Annotated in this window: 19 protein-coding genes; 7 read left to right on the forward strand and 12 right to left on the reverse strand. The window is 66.0% G+C overall.

Annotation, left to right across the window (positions count from 1 at the left end; translation table 11 throughout):
- From N825_RS31195 to N825_RS31205, 4 genes are all read left to right on the forward strand, one after another.
- Positions 1-2,702, forward strand: a 2,702-nt coding sequence (locus tag N825_RS31195) for a tetratricopeptide repeat protein (protein WP_051513689.1), incomplete at its 5' end; no start/stop codon positions are given.
- A gap of 37 nt (positions 2,703-2,739) precedes the next feature.
- On the forward strand, positions 2,740-3,147 hold the full coding sequence (locus N825_RS39330; protein WP_157619661.1) for a hypothetical protein: 408 nt from the start codon (positions 2,740-2,742) through the stop codon (positions 3,145-3,147).
- A 266-nt stretch (positions 3,148-3,413) separates the two neighbouring features.
- The gene (locus tag N825_RS31200; RefSeq protein ID WP_037460413.1) at positions 3,414-3,686 is read left to right on the forward strand and encodes a hypothetical protein; all 273 of its coding nucleotides are present in this window, start codon (positions 3,414-3,416) and stop codon (positions 3,684-3,686) included.
- A gap of 190 nt (positions 3,687-3,876) precedes the next feature.
- Positions 3,877-4,716, forward strand: a complete 840-nt coding sequence (locus tag N825_RS31205) for a hypothetical protein (protein ID WP_037460414.1) — start codon at positions 3,877-3,879, stop codon at positions 4,714-4,716.
- Between the two features lie 51 nt (positions 4,717-4,767).
- Here N825_RS31205 and N825_RS31210 read toward each other — a convergent pair whose 3' ends face one another.
- From N825_RS31210 to N825_RS31260, 11 genes are all read right to left on the reverse strand, one after another.
- Entirely contained in the window at positions 4,768-4,986 is a 219-nt protein-coding gene (locus N825_RS31210) for a hypothetical protein (RefSeq protein WP_245613286.1), read from the reverse strand.
- Positions 4,987-5,107: 121 nt separating this feature from the next.
- Positions 5,108-5,512 carry a response regulator gene (locus N825_RS31215; RefSeq protein WP_037460416.1) on the reverse strand — a complete coding sequence of 135 codons (405 nt, stop codon included), beginning with the start codon at positions 5,510-5,512 and terminating at the stop codon, positions 5,108-5,110.
- 72 nt (positions 5,513-5,584) lie between these two features.
- Positions 5,585-6,355: a PIG-L deacetylase family protein gene (locus N825_RS31220; RefSeq protein WP_037460451.1), complete on the reverse strand. Its 771-nt coding sequence runs from the start codon at positions 6,353-6,355 to the stop codon at positions 5,585-5,587.
- Between the two features lie 8 nt (positions 6,356-6,363).
- Complete coding sequence (locus tag N825_RS31225; RefSeq protein WP_037460417.1) at positions 6,364-7,635, reverse strand: glycosyltransferase family 4 protein; 1,272 nt, start codon at positions 7,633-7,635, stop codon at positions 6,364-6,366.
- 3 nt (positions 7,636-7,638) lie between these two features.
- Positions 7,639-8,517 (reverse strand): sugar phosphate isomerase/epimerase family protein, encoded by an 879-nt coding sequence (locus N825_RS31230; protein ID WP_037460418.1) that lies wholly within the window; start codon positions 8,515-8,517, stop codon positions 7,639-7,641.
- 39 nt (positions 8,518-8,556) lie between these two features.
- Complete coding sequence (locus N825_RS31235; RefSeq protein ID WP_037460420.1) at positions 8,557-10,017, reverse strand: YcaO-like family protein; 1,461 nt, start codon at positions 10,015-10,017, stop codon at positions 8,557-8,559.
- Positions 10,014-10,847: an MBL fold metallo-hydrolase gene (locus tag N825_RS31240; RefSeq protein ID WP_037460422.1), complete on the reverse strand. Its 834-nt coding sequence runs from the start codon at positions 10,845-10,847 to the stop codon at positions 10,014-10,016. Before N825_RS31240 ends, N825_RS31235 begins: the two co-directional genes overlap by 4 nt.
- Positions 10,838-11,809 carry a Gfo/Idh/MocA family protein gene (locus N825_RS31245; RefSeq protein WP_198038981.1) on the reverse strand — a complete coding sequence of 324 codons (972 nt, stop codon included), beginning with the start codon at positions 11,807-11,809 and terminating at the stop codon, positions 10,838-10,840. The genes N825_RS31240 and N825_RS31245 overlap by 10 nt, the downstream gene beginning before the upstream one ends.
- Complete coding sequence (locus N825_RS31250; RefSeq protein ID WP_051513691.1) at positions 11,809-12,963, reverse strand: class I SAM-dependent methyltransferase; 1,155 nt, start codon at positions 12,961-12,963, stop codon at positions 11,809-11,811. The genes N825_RS31245 and N825_RS31250 overlap by 1 nt, the downstream gene beginning before the upstream one ends.
- Entirely contained in the window at positions 12,960-13,856 is an 897-nt protein-coding gene (locus N825_RS31255) for an HD domain-containing protein (RefSeq protein ID WP_037460426.1), read from the reverse strand. Before N825_RS31255 ends, N825_RS31250 begins: the two co-directional genes overlap by 4 nt.
- Entirely contained in the window at positions 13,846-15,126 is a 1,281-nt protein-coding gene (locus N825_RS31260; RefSeq protein ID WP_051513693.1) for an inositol-3-phosphate synthase, read from the reverse strand. Before N825_RS31260 ends, N825_RS31255 begins: the two co-directional genes overlap by 11 nt.
- Before the next feature lie 230 nt (positions 15,127-15,356).
- Here N825_RS31260 and N825_RS31265 point away from each other — a divergent pair, with 230 nt between their 5' ends.
- A complete protein-coding gene (locus N825_RS31265) occupies positions 15,357-16,025 on the forward strand; it encodes a uracil-DNA glycosylase (RefSeq protein ID WP_063833965.1) in 669 nt (222 codons plus the stop codon).
- Here the strand turns inward: N825_RS31265 and N825_RS31270 are convergent.
- Positions 15,994-17,478, reverse strand: coding sequence for an OpgD/OpgG family glucan biosynthesis protein (locus tag N825_RS31270; protein WP_198038982.1), 1,485 nt, complete (start codon positions 17,476-17,478; stop codon positions 15,994-15,996). The genes N825_RS31265 and N825_RS31270 overlap by 32 nt on opposite strands.
- A gap of 158 nt (positions 17,479-17,636) precedes the next feature.
- On the opposite strand from N825_RS31270, the gene mdoH reads away from it, so the two are divergent.
- Both mdoH and N825_RS31280 read left to right on the forward strand, forming a co-directional pair.
- Positions 17,637-19,583: a glucans biosynthesis glucosyltransferase MdoH gene (gene mdoH / locus N825_RS31275; RefSeq protein ID WP_281174389.1), complete on the forward strand. Its 1,947-nt coding sequence runs from the start codon at positions 17,637-17,639 to the stop codon at positions 19,581-19,583.
- Positions 19,584-20,042: 459 nt separating this feature from the next.
- Positions 20,043-20,852, forward strand: a complete 810-nt coding sequence (locus tag N825_RS31280; RefSeq protein WP_037460428.1) for a carbonic anhydrase — start codon at positions 20,043-20,045, stop codon at positions 20,850-20,852.
- Positions 20,853-20,862: the final 10 nt, after the last annotated feature.

A 20,862-nucleotide genomic window follows, 5' to 3' on the forward strand; every position in this document is an offset into this window, starting at 1 on the left:
GTGGCGACGTCGCCGGGGCGATCGCGCGGCTCGACCGCGCCATCGCGGAGCGGGCCGGCGCCGCTGGCCAGACCGACAACCGCATTGCCTTGGTCCGCCAGTCCCTGTTGCTCGGAGTGGGCCGGGTCGACGAGGCGCGCGCCGGTGTCGACGCCATGCTCGCCCGTTCTCCCGACGACGCGGACGCGCTGGCGCTGCGCGCCGTGACCCTGGTCGCCCGCAACGAGACGGAGCGGGCGCTGGCCGATGGCCACCGCGCCGTGGAACTGGCGCCCCGTTCCGCTCCCGCCCGGATCGCCCTGTCCTACGCGCAGCAGGCCGACCTCCAACTGGAGGCTGCGCGCGCGACGATGGAGGAAGCCGTCGCGGCGCAGCCCCGCGACGCGCTGGCGCGCGCCCGGCTGGCGGAGGTCCTGCTGACCCTGGGCCTCAGGGCCGACGCGGAACAGGCCGCGCGCGCCGCGGCGGAACTGGCTCCCGATCTCGGCCGGGCGCAGACGACGCTGGGTTTCGCGGCCTTGGTCCGCCAGCGGCCATCGGAAGCGCAAGCCGTGTTCGACCGGGCGATCCGGCTCGACCCGGCCGACCCGCAGCCACGCCTTGGCCTGGGTCTGGCGCTGATCCGCCAAGGGCGCCTGGCGGAGGGCCGCAACGAGTTGGAGATCGCGGCCGGTCTGGACACGGAAAACGCGCTGGTGCGGGGATATCTGGGCCGAGCCTATGACGAGGAGCGGCGGGACGACCGCGCGCGTGGCCAGTACGACATCGCCCAGCAGCTCGATCCGCTGGACCCGACCCCCGTCTTCCTCGAGGGACTGCGGCTTCGGGCCGCCAACCAACCGGTCGAGGCGCTGGCGGAGATCCAGCGCTCGATCGAGCTGAACGACAACAGGGCGCCGTTCCGGTCGCGGCTGTCGCTGGACGAGGACATGGCGACGCGCGGCGCCGGGCTTGGCCGGATCTACAACGACCTGGGCTTCCAAGCGCTCGCCCTGCCGGAAGCCGCCACCGCGCTGAGCCTCGATCCCGCCAGCGCCTCGGCGGAACGCTTCCTGTCCGACATCTACATGTCGATGCCACGCCGGGAAATCTCCCGGTCGAGCGCGCTGCTGCGGTCCCAGTTGCTCCAGCCGATCACGATCGACCCGGTTCAGCCCAGCCTGACCGCGACCAACCTGCACATCCTGCCCGGCGCGTTCCCCGCCGAAGCCGGCTTCAACGAATATGGCGCGCTGTTCGAACGCGATCAGATCCGCCTGAACGCCACCGGCGTGATCGGCAATCTCGGGACGCGCTCCGACGAGGTGACGCTGTCCGGCATCGTCGGACGCGCGGCCTTCAGCGCCGGACAGTTCCACTACGAGAGCGACGGCTATCGCGAGAACAACGATGTCGAGCACGACATCTATACGCTGTTCGGGCAAGCGGCGCTGACGGATACGCTGAGCGTGCAAGCGGAACTCAGATCGAGGCGGACGGATCAGGGCGATCTTACCCAGAACTTCGACCCGGATAATTTCTCGCGGCGAAATCGCAACACCATCGACCAGGACACCGCGCGTGTCGGTTTGCGCTATTCACCGAGCCCTGAAGTCGACTTATTGGCTTCGGTGGTCGCGAGCAACCGTGAGGCATCCCTATTTCAGCCCACGGATGATTACATCTTTGATAACAAGATCAAGCAGAGCGGGGTCGACACACAACTTCAGGGCATATACCGAGGAAGTTTTTTCAATCTAGTTACTGGAGCCGGATTTTCAGAGATCCGCCAGAGAAATCAGACGGAATTCGAAGGCCTCACATTTGATTCGAGTTTTTCCGCCACTGAGCGTTTCGTCAATCGGCAAGCCAATACATATGGTTATGTCAACCTGATGCCTCTGCGCGACGTCATCTTTACGGTCGGGCTCAGCGGTGACCGATTTGACAACGGCGTTTTTGATTTCCATGAACTAAATCCAAAATTTGGTGCTCAGTGGAGAGTGAATTCGAATGTGCGACTTAGAGCCGCCGCATTTCGCAATTTCAAACGGCTTTTGATTATTGATCAAACACTGGAACCAACCCAAATCGCCGGCTTCGATCAATTCACTGATGATCTCAACCAAAGCTCTGGCTGGGTCAAGGGAATTGGAGTGGATGCCAACCTCGCGAGTGGCGGTTTTGGCCATCTCTATGGGGGTGCTGAATACGTCCGCCGCGACGTCGATGTGCCAGCCGTCTTGCAGCGTGATCCTCCACGACTGAGGACCTCAGAGCGTCAAGAGGATGAAGTCCGATCTTACCTTTACTGGTCCGCCAATCACAATTGGGCCATCTCCGCGGAGTTCGAATGGCAAGATATTGAAAACTTCAATCAATTTAGCGACATCGCGAGACTGCGGACCCTGACGGTTCCACTACAAGTACGCTATTTCATGGGGAATGGCCTTTTCGCGTCGCTCAGCACCAATTTGGTGCATCAGCAAGTCGAAGAGCGACTGGACCCCGTTTTCGATGAGACACGGGATAGTTTCGTTACAGTGGATACAGCGTTGGGATATCGACTGCCCGCCCGCAGGGGCTCAATTAGCTTGGAGGTGCTAAACATCTTCGATGAGGATTTTCACTATCAGGATCTTGATGCTATAACCAACACGACCACGCGTCCCCGCTTCATACCTGCCCGAACGATCCTAGGGCGGATTTCCTTAAGTTTCTAACATCCGCTTGACCTACCCATAGCAAAGGAGCAAGTCAATGCTTGGCGCACGTGCAGCACTCGGTCTGGTAGGTCTTTTTTCAGTCTGGCTACTGATAAGCAGCCCCACTTCAGCGCAAACGACAACTGGTGACGGAAAATCCACGCCAACCACCTCTGCGGAATTACCGTCAACTGAACTCTCCGATGCATTGAGAGGGGAATTGGCCAGGGGCGGAATACCCAATGCCTCCCTGGGCCTCTTCTTCGACACCAACGGGAATTTGGTTGGCGCCGCGTTTCCCGAGTCGAAGAAAGAACGTCTGAGGCCCGGTCCGCCGCCTCGCGCGGTCAACAATATTCGTGGCCTTGGGAACTTTTCGATCCTGGCTTATCAAGGCTCGAATTGCTACTTGATCAGAGGCCCGGATGGCACCCTCTACTACATGCCGCCCGGCTGCTCCTGATCCCGTGCTTCCCCTTGGCGTTGGTTTACCAATTCCTTGCAAGGCCAAGGGGAAGACAGCTATCTATTCATGGAGTTCCAGCGATAGTCTCCAGCGGAAAGACCAAGCGGCCGCGAGTATCGCCAGCGCGGGCAAAACTATCAGGCGGGCCATGATCACGGGAACTTGAAAAAGACGGCATGAATCTACCGTCAGGACAGCTTGTGGGTTCCACGCCAGAAATGGTCACATTCATGGGTTCTTCCATTCAACTAGGAGCTATCCCCATGAACAAGTTGTGCCTGAAGCTCGCGGCGGCTGGTTTTTTCGCCGCGACGTTCCTGTCATCACCAAACGTGAACGCTGACTCCTTGTCTCCCGATGCGGGGTCGCCGATCGCCCAGTCCGACGGCCATGCCATGCCGGCCACCGAGAATATCAATGCTGGCGCCCAGGTCGTCGCGTTCGACGACGTTCCCTGCTACATCGTTCGGCGCCCAGATGGCACCCTCTATGTCATGCCGCCGGGTTGCACCGGCACCGCCGACGCTGAAATGTGAGCCGCGGGCGGATCGTGCCGGGCCGGCAGGAATTACCAGCCCCACCCGGCACGTTTTGCCTCTCGACCCCTTACCCTAGACTCTATTGCGGATAATAACCGGTTGAGGTACACTATAACGGTGCATCGAGAACCAGAGGCACGCCATTTGCAAAGCTCCGATGCAGAACGCATAGGAATGGAGGGGGCCGATGTCCACGACCACGGCGACCGCTGCCGGAATGCCTACAGGTTATCTTTCCAACCTGAAGCTGGGAAGCGACGAACGCAAACGCATTTGGGACTCGCTGTCGTCCGACCGGCAGGCGGAGGCGGCTGCCAAGTTCGCGGCTGACCCGACTGCGGTCAAGGAACAAAAGTTCACGACGCTGGGCGAAGCCATCGACTACAAGTACGACACTGGAAAGCTCAACGCCGATATCTCGATCAGCGCCGCCAACCTCACCAGCGAGAACGGAGCCAAGTTCGGCTCGCTGGTCAATTTCGACACGATGGATTCCGCTGTCTTCCTGGAATTGAAGCAGGGCGCTTACCCCACGGCGGAAGATCCCACGTGGATTGACGATCAGGAGACCAAGCAGAAGTATCTGGACGCCTTCCAGGCTCGGGCTTATGACGCCTACAAGTCGGCGGCCGACAAGTTTGGCGGCTTCAACTCGCAGACCATGCTTGGCTACGACAGCAACTCGGACGGGTTCATCAACAACGAGTCGGAATTGTTCGGCTTCGGAACGCGCGGACTGAAGATGTCCGACTTCTTCGACATCACCGACAATGGCGACGGCACCAACAATTACTCGGTGCGGGCATTTACGGCGGCGGATAGTTCGAGCACCACGGCGGACAACATCGCGATCGACCCCAAACGCTTCATGGCGATGACCACGGAAGGCAAGTCGGCGTCGGTGATCCAGACATCCTATGACGGTGGCACGCCGGGGATGACGACGAATATCAGCCTCAATCTGCTTAAGTCCGGCGGCATCAATTCCGGCACCACGGCGGCGATCTCCATCACCGTCACCACCTGATCCACCCCGACCGGCCACCCTCTCCCATGAGGGCGGCCGCGGAGCCAGAGATCAGACGTCCCGCTCCGGGGGTTTGTTGCCGACATGGCAGCGCACCCGCTTCATCTGATAGAGCGGGTGCTCGTCGACCCAGCGCGCGCCCTCGGTCTGACCCGCGATCGGACAATTCGACATCGTAAGATACTGATCGCTTGAAATCATCGGGGTCACCGTCCGGCACTGGGTCGGATCGTTGATCAGGCAGAACACCATCGAGAGAGTGACGATCATCGAATTCTCCGCGTCATGCTGCATTGCAACATACACGATAACCCGATGATGGCTCTTAGGAAGTGCGACAAAGCGACGCTTTTTGCTGCATCGCAGCATTTCCTGCGCGTGAAGGCGCCCACTACGGGAACGGCGACAGCCGCTTCGGGATCCGCAGGGGGAACTCACCCTTGCGAATCAGCTTGATCGCCTCGATGCACTCCACCAACTCGGCGATCGTCGCGGGGCTGGCGAGATAGCCGAACGCCACATCGCGGTTGCGCCGGGCGATCTCCTTGTCACCGGCGGTGAAGAGCGACTTGATGTTCCAATTCCGCGCGATGGTGCGCGCGACCACCACGCCCAGTCCCCGTCCCGCGGGAAGATCGATGTTGATCAACGCCAAGTCGGGGCGGAATTGTTCGGCCAGCGCGATGGCGTCATCGACTTCGCTGACGGGTCCGATCGGGTCGTATCCCGCCCCTCGCAGGGCCTCGACAAGGGCTTCGGCCAGGATCACGTCGCTTTCGAGCAGCAGTATTCGCATGGAACGGTGTGGGGCTCCGGAAATGACACCCCAACACCAACCGGTGCCGTTCGGTTCCGTCACGCCGCCGCCTCACCAGGGCCGGGCAACCCCGCCGGGTTTCACCAGGAAGCGCTCGGCATACCCCGTCATCCCAGCCCTCGCCGCCTCGCCGGCGGCGAAATCCGTCAGCGCCGGACCGACCCGTTCGACACCGCCGAATTGAAACGCCAGTTGGGAGGTGTACCGGCACGCTCCCGCGATCTTGACATCCAGATGCCCGGTGATGGGAACCGCCAGCGGCATCAACCCTCCCGGCAGACCGACGGGCGGCGCCTCCTCCGGTGCCCGGATCGCATAGGGAAGGTCACGATACCAAAGGGTGGGCCGTTTCAACTCCAGCACCGCGCGGACGGTCTGTCGGTGATCGACATGGCCGCCCAGCGCTTGGCAGGCGAACACCAGCCGAGGATTCACGGCATCGGCCAAAGCGCCGATCCGCGCCGCCACCTCGGTCCAGATCCCGTCGGCCGGACTTACGCCGGAAAACAGCGCCCCAGCCGAGTCATAGCCGCGGTGTGGCGCTTCCGGCAGGTCGAGCCAGTGGATCCCATCGACGCCCACCACCCGCCCGAACCCGGCATCCTCCTCCCGGCGCAATGCCATGTAATCGACATCCGGCTCCAGCCCCTTGTCGGTCTGGCAGGCCAGCGCGAACCCCTCGGGATGGGCGACGGATTGGGTGAAGACCGTTGCGAGCACGGTTTTCCATCCCGCGGCCTTCAGCACGGCCAGCGTCCCGGCGCAGGAGAACGCCACGTCATCGAGATGCGGCGAAATGAACAAGGCGGTGCGGTTGGTCACGGCGGGACTCACAGCAGGTGCGGCGCCGACCGGAAACGGCAGCTCGGGTCCGCCGTCCCGCAGGTGACCTCGGCCGGATCGTACAGCCCGGTCCAACCGGTGTCCGGCCGCGTTCCCGCGACCTCTCCGTAGATCTCCTGGATGCGGCGGCCGATCGCGTGCCAGCTGTACAGGCTTCGGACCTCCTCCAGCGCCTGATGGGCCAGCCGCCGACGCAGGGCCTCGTCGTCCAGCATGCGGGCGATGGCGGCGGCCAGGCCCTCGACATCGCGGGGCTCGACCAGCAGGGCGTTCGACCCGTCGGTCAGGCAATCGACCACGCCCACCGCGTTGGTGGAGACGATCGGCAGCCCACTCGACATGGCTTCCAAGATGGTGTTGGAGAAGCCCTCCGAGTATGTCGGCGACACGAAGATGTCGCCGCGGCGATAGACCTCGGCGGCGGCGAAGTAATCGGCGTGACCCGTCATCTCGACGGCGTCGCCCAAGGCCAGTTCGGCGACCCGCTCGCGCACGGCGGCGACATCGGGGCCGATGCCCGACACGATCAGCCGAAGGTCCGGCCAGGTCACGCGCAGTTGGTTGAACGCGTCGATCAGTTCCATCACGCCTTTCCGGCGATCGACCCTGCCATGGTAGAGCAGCGTCGGCTCGGCGCCCAAGGCGGCGATGTCGCGATCGGCGCGCGGATGGAAGCGTTCGGTGTCGGTGGCGCCCGGCACGATGACGAAGCGGTCCAGACTGGTGCCGTGATGGTCGCGGACCTCCTCGGCGAAGCTCTTGCTGCCAATGATCAGTGCCCCGGCGTGGTTCAGGACCGCCAACATGGCCTGCTTGTGGGTGGCGCAGCAGGTGCCGACCCAATGACCGTCGCCTCCCTGGATCGACACCACGTTGGGGATGCCCAAACGCCTGCTGACCTCCAGGGCCGCCAGCCCACAGGGATAGCCGTATTGGGCGTGGACGAGGTCGAACGGATTGGCTTCGTGCTCGGCTAGCGCCGCTCCGACCATGGCCTCGATGTCGGCCTCGAAATCGGCCGGCCTGCCGTGGCCGACCTCCTGCTCGCCCAGCGATGCCAAGCCGATCACCTTCACTCCCGGCACCGCTGGGGGAGGACCGCCGCCATAGACGGCGGATCCCGCCGGATCGTCGCGGTATTGCGAGATCATCACGACATCGTGTCCGCCCGCCACCAACTCGCGCAGCAGGTTGGCGGCATAGACGCTCATGCCGGAGATGGCGGGAAAGAAGCGCCGGCTGATGAAACAGACACGCATGGGTCAGGCACTCCGCCGGGTGGAATCAGTCGTTGTCGCGGGCATCCGGGCCTTCAGCCAGTCGATGCTCTCGGGGATGGCGAGGTGGGCGCGGTGGGACTCCCGCGACAGCTCGACGCAGACCAGCCGGTCGAAGCCGATCGCGTCCAGCGCCCGCAGGATCGCCGGGATATCCATGTCGCCTTGGCCGAAGGGAAGATGCTCGTGGACTCCCCGGCGCATGTCCTCGACCGCGACGGTGCCGAGATGCGCCGCGAACTCGCCCACGGCGGCGGCGGGATCGCGCTCCCCCGTCACGAGGCAGTGGCCGGTGTCCAGCGCCAAGGCCAGAGGCGCCCCCGTCCGTTCCGCCACCTCGGCCTTGAGCCTCAGGTAGTCGTCGACCGTCTCGACCAGCATGCCGGGCTCCGGTTCCAGCGCCGCCGTGACGCCCTCCGCCGCCGCGGTTTCGGCGACGGCGGCGACGCCCTCGACCAGCCACTTCCAGGCATCCCCGTGGTCGACACCAGGCTGGGGCACGCCGGCCCAGAAGGAGACCGCCTCCGCCTGACAGATCGCCGCGATGCGGACGCAGCGGTTGAGGAAATCGACGCGCCGCGCGCGCCCTTCCGCCGTCGGGTTCAGCAGCGTGGGCTCGTGCTTGACGCGGGGGTTGAGCAGGTAGCGCGCCCCCGTCTCGATCACGAGACCCAGGCCAAGCTCGCGCAGCCGGCGGGCCAGAGCCTCGGCCCTGCCCTCCAGGTCGGGCGCGAAGGGGTCGAAATGCTGGTGGTCCAGCGTCAAGGCCACGCCGTCGTAACCGCTGTCGGCGATCAGGGCGAGGGCGTCGTCCAGGCGGTGGTTGGCGGCGCCATTGGTGTTATAGGCGAAACGCAGGGGCATTCCCGGGCCTCTTGGCTTTATTGCTTTTCAGGGATCGGTTCAGGAATCGGCGCCTTCGAGCGCGAAGCGGACCGCGTGGCTTTCCGGCTCGCGGTAGAGCGGGTAGAGCCGTCCGACAATGCGGTCGACCGCGGCGGTGTCGAGCCAAGCCGGCCCGCCCAGACGCTCGACCGCCGCCGCCGTCAGCGGCACCGGCTGGGCACCCTCGGGAGGCGTCCCGATGCCAACCAGCGGGCTATCGCGTTCCATCAGGCGCCGGATGCCGCGCTCGCCGACCCGGTGATAGCTCATGGTCTCGCATTCCAGTCCCGGAACGATCGCCTTGACCGCCGAGACGCCGCCGCCCGGCGGCGACAGGTCCAGGTACAGGATATCGAAGCCGGCTTGTCCCAGCGTGCCGGCGATCCGGTCCAGCCGCTCCGCCGGCGTGTCGCTGGGCGATGTCGGCAGGTCGGTGAAAGGCACGGTCGAGCGGCGCGACAGCACGCTGTCGGACAGCAGGCCCCGCAACTCGGCGGCCGGCATGTCGCACCAGGCGGCCATGGCCTTTACGGCGCGCGGTTCCTCCGCCGATGGATCGTGGCGGGCGCGGTAACGGTCGAGGTATCCATCGGGCGCGATCCGCGCCACCAGATCCAGCGGCCCGTGGGACATCGCCTTCCGCGACCGGCTGGAGCAGAACTCCAGCAGCGCCTTGTTCAGAGCCCGCTCGCGGTCGAGGTCGCAAGCCTCGCCACACGCGGTCTGCATGATTGGCACCGTCGAGCGGCCGTTCCGATCGGATCCGACGACGTACAGGTTGACCAAGCCGAAGTCGGTCGCCGCCAGCTTGGCGATCACGTCGATGCCGAGCGCGTCCAGCCGCGACAGCAGGCCCCTGGTATCCGGATCGGCCACACCGGTCAGGTCGATCACCCTGCCCTGGTCCATCGCCCGGAAACCGACGCAGTTGCCATCGCGCTGGAGCAGTTCGAGCAAGCCATGGACCAAGGCGCGCTCGAAGCTATCGCCGGCCCCCAGTCCGTTGGTGATCGGCGTCGTCAGCGGCTCGACCCCGTCCAACTGCGAGCGGTAGCAGGCGGCGAACTCGTAGGGCACCAGCACCGGCTCGCCGGAGGGAAAGCGCCGGGCGGCGACCCAGGTCAGCGGCTTGTCCGGGGTGTAGTCGGACCCTGCCGGCAGGCACAGGGTCAGGGGATCGCAAACAGCGCCCGCTCCCCGCGCCGCGACCAGCTCGCGGTGGCTGCCGCGGACCCGCTCCAGTCCGCGCAGGACGGTGTCGGCCTGGACATTCTCGGTCAGCTCACCCAGCACGCCGACCAGCGCCTGTTCCGCCGTGGCGCCATAACCGAAGCTGTCGTACTGGGTGCCGTTCTCCTGGCGATGGCAGGCGAACACGACGGGCACCCCGACGCGGTCCAGCCCTTCCACCGGAAAATGCTCCAACTCGCCCGGCGGCAGATTTGCGGTGTAGGCGTCGATGATGGATGTCAAGCTCATGCCAGGACCTCCAGCGGAATCGGGTGGGTACTGGGCGGCCCCGCCAGCAGACGGTCGAACAGACCCAGCGCGTGGGCCCGCGTGATGCCCTCGGCGTGTTCGAACGGGGTCAGGACGTGGTCGAAATCCAGCTCCGCGAAGACCGCGCGGTAGCGGCGGATCTCGTCGTGGCTCAGCGGGATCTGATAGTGGAAGCCCTTGTGGCAGCTCAGCGCTACCGGCCCGCCGCGCTCGTCCAGATCCACCTTCAGGCAGTCGCCGCAGTACAGCGCCTTGGCGCGGGCGTCGTGGAGCACGGCATGGCCTTCGTAATGCCCCTGCGTCGCGATCATGGTAAGGCCCGGCGCCAGCGTGTGGATGTCGTCCGCCGGCCACGACACGCGGAAAGCCTTGGTGAAACGCAGGCCATCACGGTGGATCACCACCGTCGGCTCGAACCGCTCCGCCAATTGCCACAAGGCGCCGAAGCCATGGGGGTGGGAGGACGCCAGGGTGTGGATGCCGCCCAGACGCTCGATCTCGTCCAAGGCCTCCGGCGTGTAGAACGGGGCTCCCTCGAACGCGATATTGCCCTCGTCGCGCAGCAGCAGCCAACCGGTCGAGCCGAGGCCGAATGCCGGTTGGCAGGAAAATCCGATGACACCCGGCATCGCCTCGGCCCAGCGGGTCGTCACCGTGCCGGACAGATCCTCGACCGTGCGGAAATCCCAGCCGTCGGGCGGCAGGGCGTTCCGGACATCCATGCAGACGGGGCAGGCGATTGGGCTTTGCCCGGCAAACCAGGGTTGCCAGAACCCGCAGTGGGAACAGGCATACTGGATCAGCGGCATGATCGCTCCATCAAGGTGAACAGGCGCAGGTCGCGCTCGGCGGGATAGGGAAAGGGCTGGCCCGCCAGGATGGCGTCGCCGAACGCCTCGATCTGATTGAGGAAGGGGCTTCGCTCGATGTCCGGGACGGACAGATCAGTCCGGGATCCGGTGACGGCGTCGATCAGTGTCAGGGTACCGCCGGGCGTCTGGCCCATGGTGTCGGTGGCGATCACCATGGCCTTGGTCCCGACCAGCTCCAGCGTCCGGCGCGGTAAGGCGTCGGGACAGTTGTAGCCGACCTGGATGGTGCCCAACGCGCCATCCTGGAACCGCCCGGTCAGGACGGCGCCGTCATCCACCGGATAGTCGTGGACACGGCGCTGGACCAACGCGTGAAGGTCGGTCCAGGGACTGCCGAGCAAGACCTCCAGCAGGTCGATGCCGTGAGGCGCCAAATCCCACAGCGCGCCGCCACCCGCCCGCTTCGGATCCACCCGCCAATTGTCCGCCGCCCAATCCGGTGGCAGCCAGCAGGCGTAGAAGATGCGGGCTTGGGTCACGGTCCCCAAGAAGCCTCCAGCCACCAGCGCGCGGAGGTGCGTGTGCGCGCCATGGAACCGCTGGTCGAAGGCGATGCCCAGCGTGACGCCGGCATCGGCGCAGGCCGCGACCATGACCGCCGCGTCCTCCGACTTGGTCGCCATGGGCTTCTCGCACAACACATGCTTGCCCGCCGCCGCGCAGGCCGAGACCACCGGTGAATGCTGGTCGTTCGGAGTCGCGACATAGACCGCCTCCACGGCGGGATCGGCCAGGACGGCCGCCAAATCGGACGTTCCCAGGTCACCCAGACCCGAGGGATCCCGGTCGCACAGGGCGACGATCCGGCCATTGCGGGCTTCGTGGATCGCGGGGATCACGTGGTCGCGCGCGACCCAGCCGCACCCGACCACCGCCCAGCCCAAGGTCCTGTCGATCATCACCATCGCTCCGGCAGGTCGAGCAGGATGCGACGGCGCGCCAGATCGTCGACGGCGGCGGTTCCCGCGACCGCCTCGTCCAGCCCACCGGGCGGCACCGGCGCGTCGAGATATGTGGCCGCCGCGTATTCCCGCGCGAAGGCGGGCGTCGGCCAAGCCGGGCGCAGGCGATCGCCCAGTCGCTCCAGCAGGGGATTGGGGCGGAGCGGCGTGCCGGGTTTCGGCGTCCGCAGGTCGATCGGCACCGTCCGGCTCCCGCTCCAGACCAGCGAGACCGCCTCGACCACCGCCAGTTCGTCCGCCGTCCGCGATGGCGCCGCGCCGGCGGCGAGTTCCGCGTCGTCATGGAGGCGGCAGCCGGGAAACAGCGCCGCGTATTCCTCGGGCGTGCGGGGCCGCCCGGCGATGCCATGCTCGAACCGGATGTTGTGGGCGTGCCCGATCAGGATCGATCCGGCGGCGCCCACGGCCTCCATCAGGCTCAAGGCGATGCGCTCCTGTTCCGGCATGAAGTAGAAGGCGTCGTGGCAGAGGATCGTCGTCCCCTCCGGCAACGCGATGGGGATGCCCGCCGTGACATCGGCGCAGACCAAGGGAGCGTCGGGCAGCAGGAAAGTCCTCGCCAGCCAGAGCTTGGCGAATACGACATCGATGCCGGCCACCGCCGTTCCGCGCCTATCCAGGTCGCGCAGGATCTGGCCGATGCCGCAGGCGATCTCCAGCACCAGCGGCGGATCGGTCCAGTGGCTTTCCAGCAATCCGAGGGCGGACAGGAAGGTGGGCGCCGACCAGCGGTGGGCGAAGTAGTGCGCGACCGGCCCGAAATTCAGCGCCGCCATGGCGTCGCGCAGGGTCAGCCGGTCGATTGAGCCGACCAGGGCGGCGGCTTGGGCGAGCGACGGCGGGGCGATGCGCGCCCAATCGTCCTGATCGCGCAGCAGCAACGCCAAGGCCAGCGGCTCGTCACCGCGATCGACGGCGTCCAGGGCGGCGAGTCGCAACTCGTCCCGCCCGGTGCGGAGGAACGGTATCCCGGCCACGACCGGCCACCGCTCCTCCCCATCGGTCAGGGAACCCGGCCCATCGGGCGCCAGGACAAGCCCGGTCGTCGGGCTCGTCAAAGTCAAACCCGCCACGGGGAAAACCGTCGTCACCGCGTCAGTCCCACCGCGCGCAACACGCCGGACTGGAACTCCAGCAGGGGTCCCTCGTGGACCAGTTCCATCTCCTCCAGCGCGTGGCGCAGTTCGAAGCTGGCGGCCCGCGCGTAATGATCCATCTGCAGGACCCGATCGATCACATCGGCCGTGTGGAAGGCCTTGGCTTCCGGCGACGCGGCGTCGGGCAGCAAGGCCCGCGCGTGACCGCACGCCGTCACCAGATGATCCGGCAGGGTGGCGGTCACCTCGGCCGTCAGCTTGCGCATGATCGGTTCCAAATGATCGCCCAGCAGCACCTCCCCCGCGAAACCGCTGTCGGGCAGGATGGCGTTGTGGAAGTGATGGCAAAGCCCCGCCAGGAACGGGAAGGTCGGATCGGCGCCATAGGCCGGGCTGACCAGTACCGCCGACACCGCCGTGATGAAGCAGTGGTCGGCGTGGCTTTCCGGCGGCTCCAGCATCAGCCGGGGATATCCCGGCCGGGTGGCGCCCGCCCGGGGCTGGCGCTCCAGGTCGTCGGCGAAGGCCGGGGGCTGGGCGGCGGCGGCATCGTACTCCGCGAGATGGCCCCGCAGGCCAGCCGTCAGCATCGGATCCAAACACCCCGCGACGGCGTCGAAACCGGCGCGGAGCACGTCGGTCGCGGCCTCGTCGTCAAGCCCGGACCGCACCAGCATGGCACGGTCGATGCCGCCCAGCCGGGCGGCGGCCACCGCCAACGCCGTTTCCCGGAGCGCCACGGTGGTGGGGGAATCCCCCGCCACCAGGCGCGCCCAGGCCCGTTTGAAGCCACGGGCGGCCAAGGTCCCGTCGAAGCTGGCCGCGCGGACCCGCTTCAGGTCGTTGACCTCCCGCAGCAGCGGGATCAGGGAGCCGTCAACCGACATCGGCGAGGCTCGCCGCGGCCGCCTTCAGGGACTGCCCGGCACGGTCGCCGACGCTGTCCGACGCCTTCGAGCCGCCCGCCGCCCCATTCTCTAGCCAAGCGCGGAACCGGCGCTCCTGCTCCGGCCAAGCGTGCTCGGGCTCGGCTCCATTGGTCATCAGCGGCGCCTTGAAGAAAACGCCCAATTCCTCCAGCACGCCGCCCTGCCCGCGCTGCCGCGCGAGATCCAGGCAGCGCGCGATCTCGATCACCAGCGGCGCCGCCAGGATCGAATCCTTGCATAGGAAGTTGATCTTCATCTGCATCCGGTGACCGAGGAACCCGGTGAAGTCGATGTTGTCCCAGGCCTCCTTGTCGTCGCCGCGCGGCGGGTAATAGTGGATGAAGACCTTGTGGTTCTCGACCTTGTACCCAAGGATGCTGTCGAGCACCGATCCCTTGGTGTCGAGCTTCGACGCGAGCGAATCCGGATCGTCGAGCGCCAGCCCGTCCCGGTTGCCCAGGATGTTGGTCGAGTACCAGCCATCGACCTTGAGCGCGCGCCCCCGCAGAGCCGGGGCGATCACGGTCTTGACCAGGGTCTGCCCCGTCTTGCCGTCCTTGCCGGCGATCGGCACGCCGCGCCGCCGCGCCAGCTCCTTCAAGGCCGGAATGTCGGACGAGACGCTGGGCGTGAAGTTGCCGTAAGGAATGCCGCTGGTGATCGCGGCGTAGGCGTAGAGCATCGCCGGGCCGATCTCGGCATCGTCGGCGTCGAGCGCCATCTCGAACGCTTCCGGCGTCGCGAACTGCGGCAACGTCACGTCCACCAGCCGCTCGGTCGAGGCGAGGTGGACGACGACCAGACTGTCCAGGCCGCCCTCGTCCTTGAAGCGCCTTAGATCGTCCTTCAGGCTGTCGATCTGGTCCCGCATCGAGGTCAGGTTCGCCCCTTCGCGGCCCGCGACGTTGCGGCAGAATTTGATGTTGCCGATCGCCGGCCACGGCCGCACGGATTCCAGTTCGGTCCGCACCAGATCGAGTTCCGCGGGCGCCAGGACGCCATGCTGTCTGACGGCGGAGGCGAGATCGTCCGGATACAGGTCCCAGCCCGCCAACTTGATGTTCTTGTAGTCCGCCAGCCCGGCGGTGGTGGCGTCGGCCAGCGGCAGACCCGACAGATCGACGGCACCGCGACGGATCATCTCCAGTCCAGCCGCGACCGTCGTCGCGACGGCTCCACCCAAACCGACTATTGCGACGCCAAGGCGGCGCGCGGGCAACTCGCTCATGAATCCTCCGGAATATCGTCGGGCGTTGAATGCGCCGACGGGGAAACTCGTAACTGTGGGTACGGAGGATGGAAGGCGGATCCAACCGGGACACTCGCCAATCGGCGAGAACTCCTATTCATAGGGATTACCCAGTCGTTCAGATCGATAAGAGCTTTATTTTGTGGAATGAGAGCTGTTTGAAATCCATTACTGCTCCATGTCGGAAACAACTAAAATAATAACGACAATTGTCCAGCTTGATCCCCACGCTGAAATCGCTGCGCGATCCCGTTGAAGTGACACGCCGCCGCGGCTTGATCGATGGCGCCCACGTGGCGCCACTGGTCCTGTACGCCCGAGATCTGGCCGAGCGGGTCGGCAGCGCCGTTCCACTGGCCGATCCGCTCGACGGCGGGGCCGAAGCGCGGATGCTGATCCTTCTGGAAACCCCTGGGCCGAGGATGCTCGGCACCGGCTTCGTCTCCCGCGACAACCCGACGGGCACGGCGGCCAACCTGTTCCGTTTCTTGGAGCAAGCGGGAATTCCCCGTTTGGAAACCGTGATCTGGAACATCGTGCCCTGGACGATCCAGGTGCCCGGCATGCCCAACCGCAATCCATCCAGGCTCGATGTCGCCCACGGCTTGCGCCACCTACCGGCATTTCTCGACCTGCTGCCGCGGCTGGAGCTGGCGGTGACCGCCGGCCGCAAGGCGGAGGCGGCGATGCCGCTGCTGGAGGAGCGGCGGGTCCCCTCCCTCGCCATGCCTCATCCAAGCCCGACCTATGTCTGCACCAGCCCGGATGTACCTCGCCGGATCGCCGCCTGCCTGGCCCAGGCGGCCGAACGGCTGGCCGCCCCTAGGCTCACCGAGCGATTGGACATCACCAGGAGTAGCGCCATGTCTCGGTCATGACCCGATCGCCCAGCATCAGACGCGCCGACAACTCCGCCACGCCCTCGGGCACCGGCCGGTATTCGAGGTACAGGCGCCATCCACCGGTCTGGGGCACACGCTCGACCACCGGTTCGACGACGGCACCGGCCGTCGCCGCGACCTCGGCCCGGATTCCGTCGGCATGATCGGGCAACCCGCCGCCCTCGAAATCGACCACAAGGAACCGGCGCTCCGGCGACGGCGGCACCGTCGGCCGCAACCGTTCCGCCGAACCGATGCGGGTCGCCACCACCCGGCCCAGCGGATGCAATTCGGCGCCATCGTCGAGGATCGTCAGCCGATAGCCGAAATCCAACGGCTGCCCCGGCACCGTAGGACGCTCCGGCACCCAATAGGCCACGATGTTGTCGTTGTACTCCTCCAGCGACGGAAACTCGTACAGTTCGACGGAACCGCTCCCCCAATCGCCGCGCGGTTCGGTCCACACGCTGGGCCGCCGCTCGTGCAGGGCCTGGACGTCCTGATAGCTGGCGAAGTCGCGGTCACGCTGCATCAATCCGAAGCCTCCGGGCGCGGCCATGGCGTAATCGGTCGCCAGCGCCGCCACGCGGCCATTGACCAGGGGCCGCCAACTCCAGTCGTCGCCGGCGTCCCGCGTCAGCAAGCCGTCGCTGTCGTGCATCTCTGGCCGGAAGTCGTCGAAGCCGCGGGGCCCGTTCTCGCCATGCAGGAACATGCTGGTCAGCGGCGCCACGCCGAGCCGCGCGATCGGACGCCGGAGGAACAGAGACGCATCGACCTCGACCCGTGTCGTGTCGCCGGGCCGCAGCCGGAAGCGGAACGCGCCGGTCAGGCTTGGCCCGTCAAGAGCCGCGAGCACGGTGATCCCCTCGTCCCCGGGCGCCGGCCGCTCTATCCAGAACTCCGTGAAGTCGGGAAACTCCTCCGGCTCGCTCCCGGCGGTGTCGACCGTCACGCCACGCCCGGACACGCCGTATTCCTGCCCGCGCGAGATCAGGCGGAAATACGAGGCGCCCAGGAACACCGCGAACTCGTCGCCCGTCGAGCCCCCGCCGGCGGGATGGTGCAGCCGGAAGCCGGCGAACCCCAGGTCCGGCAGGTCGGGGACCTCCAGTCCGCCAAGGTCGAACATGCCGGGATGATAGGCCACCGGCGTCACCACGCCGTTCTCTACGTTGTTGACGCGGACCCGCCGGCGGTACAGGAAGCCTCGATGGAAGAATTGCGCGGTGAAGCCGCCCTCGCCTGCCCACAACGCGCTGGCGCGACGGAAACGGATCGCGCGGTACTGGTCATAATCCATGTCGCGCAGGACGGCCGGCATCGCCTCGTCCGGCGCCGCGTGGGGTCTCGCGGCCCGCTCGATAGCGTCGCGACGCACCCGCTCGAAGTCGAAGCCGTCCGCCGCCTTGGCGGTGCCATGATCGGCCACCATACCGGCGGCGACCAAGCCCCCACCCAATCGGGCGGAGGCGGATAGAAAACTCCGCCTTGTAAATAAAAGGTTCGGCAGAATAAAATCGTCGGCTTGGCGGTTCATCGTATCAGCCCTGTCGGCACAAAGAACGGCGATCCCATCGCCCCACCGGGCGATCACACCGCCCACCGATAACTTCCCGGAAGGCCACCTGTTCCATGACGTTCGAGTCCCCCGCCGAGACCTCCCCGCGCGTGCCTCTCGCCGTGCGCCGGGCACTGTTTCTCGGCCCGGCGTTTCTCCTGACCGCGCTCGCGGGCGTGCTGGCGGCGGAGGCGATGGGAGGTCCGCGCGACGGGCTCGACTGGCTGCTGGTCGTCCTGTTCACCCTCAACCTGGGCTGGCTGGCGCTGAACGGCTGGCAAGTGGTCCTGGGCTTCGTCCTTCATTGCCTGGGCCGCCGGGCCTTTCCGCCGCTCGAACGCGCCGCCGCGGCGGTCGACATCGCTGTGCCACCGAAGTCCCGCACGGCCGTGGTGCTGCCGATCCACAACGAGGATGTCGCGGCCGTGTTCGCGGCGGTCGCGGTGATCGCCCGCTCGCTGGAACGGAGCGGCGAGGTCGAGCGCATCGACCTGTTCGTGCTGAGCGACAGCCGTGACGAGGAGATCTGGCGCGCGGAGGAGCGGGCCTACGACGCGCTGCTGGCTGAGTTCGCCGGCGACGCCGCGAAACCTTTGGTCTACTATCGCCGGCGGTCGGACAACGGTGGACGCAAGGCCGGCAATCTGGCGGACTTCTGCGTCAACTGGGGCCATGTCTATGATTTCATGGTGGTGCTCGACGCCGACAGCCTGATGGACGGCGCCAATATCCGCCGTCTGATCCGGCTGATGGAGGACAATTCCAGGATCGGCCTGATCCAGACGGTGTCCCATCCGGTCAACCGGGAAACGCTGTTCGCCCGAATCCATCAGTTCGCCGCCAACCTGTACACGCCGCTGTCGGTCCTAGGGCTCAACTTCTGGCAGCAGGAGGACGCGAACTATTGGGGCCACAACGCGATCGTCCGGATCACGGCGTTCATGGCCCACTGCGACCTGCCGGTGCTGCCGGGCAAGGCGCCGCTGGGGGGCGAGATCCTGTGCCACGATGTCGTCGAGGCCTGCCTGATGCGGCGCGGCCCCTACCAAACCTGGGTGCTCCCCCTCCTGGGCGGCACCTGGGAGGAACTTCCCGCCAACACGATCGACTACGCCGGCCGCGACCGTCGCTGGTGCCAGGGCAATCTCCAGCACATGCGATTCCTGCCGGCCCATGGGGTTCGCTGGCCAGGCCGCCTGCACCTGCTGATGGGCATCATGTGCTACATCTCGGCGCCGGTCTGGTTCGCCTTCCTGATCCTGTCGGCGGGTCAACTGATCCTGGGCCGGGAAACGGGGGGCGGGCAGGCAGGCTATGGCCTGCTGACCTCCGGCCTGTTCAATCCAGGCGCCGCCGCCGCGGCGATGTTCGCGCTGACCCTGGTCCTGCTGTTCCTGCCGAAGATCCTGGGCATCGCCGCCGTCCTGGCCGACCGCCAGGCCCGCGCCGGTTTTGGCGGCGGCATCCGCCTGTTGGCCAGCGCCTTGCTCGAACAGGTGTTCTCGACGCTCCAGGCCCCCGTGCTGATGGCTTGGTACAGCCAGTTCGTCGTCACCACCCTGGCCGGTCGGATCGTCCCCTGGAACGGTCAGCCGCGCGGCGACCGGAGCGTCGGTCTGGCGGAGTCGTCCCAGCGCCACGCCGGCCATGTCGTCCTGGGACTGCTGATGGCCGCCGCCGCGTCGCTGGTCGGCCCGGTGCTGTTCTGGTGGATGTCGCCGATCATCGCGGGCCTCGTGCTCAGCCCGCTCCTGACCAGCTGGTCGAGCCGCCGCGCCGCCGGTCTGGCGGCCCGGCGCCTTGGCCTGTTCCTGATCCCGGCGGAAGTGACCCCGGCGCCCGAGCTGACCGAGCTGGCGGCCCGCCTGTCCGCCACCACCCCTCCCACGGCCGAGGTCATCCGCCCCAGCCTGCCCCAGCGCTCGGTCATCCCGATGACGCCGCAGAGCCTGTACCGCCCCACCCTGGCGCGGGAAACGGCCGACGCGGATTAAGGTGCGTCCCGCAACCGGAGCTTATGGCTAACAGGGAGCCAGAACCAAGGGCGGGTCGGTGCTCGGAAGAATTTTTCATCCATGAGTTGTCTGGATACAAACCACTTCTTTCGTATACAAAACATTACTCAACACACGAAACACGAATATGGTTCGTCCAAAAGACTTCGTGGATCGAACCGCGCCCTATTAGTGATTTGCGATGCAAAACGCGAATCTGCGCATGATGGGTTCAAGTTTTTTCCCTTTAGGTAACAATAAATAATGACCTTTAACTAATAAATCATTATATGACTCCACCGTACGGCATACTCAAGACCATAGCACAGAAACGATCACGAATACCTTTGACGCCATTCGTGAGCGAAAGCTTTGGAATTCATACTTTGGTTTAGCTGGCATTGATCTTGCTCAAGTCAGGGAACGCTTGAAACCGACCCCCTGACCCGAGACCGAACCATGCCGCGAAGCAACCACCACAATCGTCGCTCCATCCTGCGTCATCTGGCCATCGGCGGGGTCGCCGCCTGCCCGATCTGCGTGGGTGTCGCCAAGGCCGTCGCCGGCGAGCCGCACCACGGCGCCGCCGGTGCGACGCCGCACTGGGCCTACGAGGGTGCCGAGGGTCCGGAGCATTGGGGAGTTTTGACCCCGGAGTTCCGTTCCTGCTCCCTCGGTCTCGAACAGACACCGATCGATATCGACGGCGCCGTCAGGGCCGAGATGGGCAGCATCGACATCGCGTTCGCTCCCATCCCGGCGACCGTCGTCAACAACGGCCATACCATCCAAGTCAACTGCGCGCGGGGCAGCCACAGCGTCATCTCCGGCGTCCGTCACGAACTGCTCCAGTTCCACTTCCATCATCCGTCGGAACACCTGCTGTCAGGCAAGGCTTTCCAGATGGAGTGCCATTTCGTCCACAAGGCGGCTTCGGGTGCGCTGGCGGTGGTTGGCGTCCTGATCAATCCGGGAGCCGCGAACGCCGCGCTGGATCCGGTGTGGGACGTCTTGCCGGTGACGGCGGGTGAGGAAGCGAAACTCGCCAACGACATCGATCCCGCGACCCTGTTGCCGGACCACCGAGCCTACTTCCGCTACGCTGGATCGCTGACCACGCCACCGTGTTCGGAGGGCGTCACCTGGACCATCCTCGGCGCGCCCATCGAGGCGTCAAAGGCGCAGATCGCCAAATTCGCGGCCTTGTTCCCGAACAACGCGCGCCCCATCCAAGGCCGCAATCGCCGCTTCCTCCTCAAGTCGTTCTGAACCAATCCGC

Origin of the sequence: Skermanella stibiiresistens SB22 (assembly GCF_000576635.1) — a bacterium.
In the GTDB taxonomy this organism is placed as follows: Bacteria; Pseudomonadota; Alphaproteobacteria; order Azospirillales; family Azospirillaceae; genus Skermanella; species Skermanella stibiiresistens.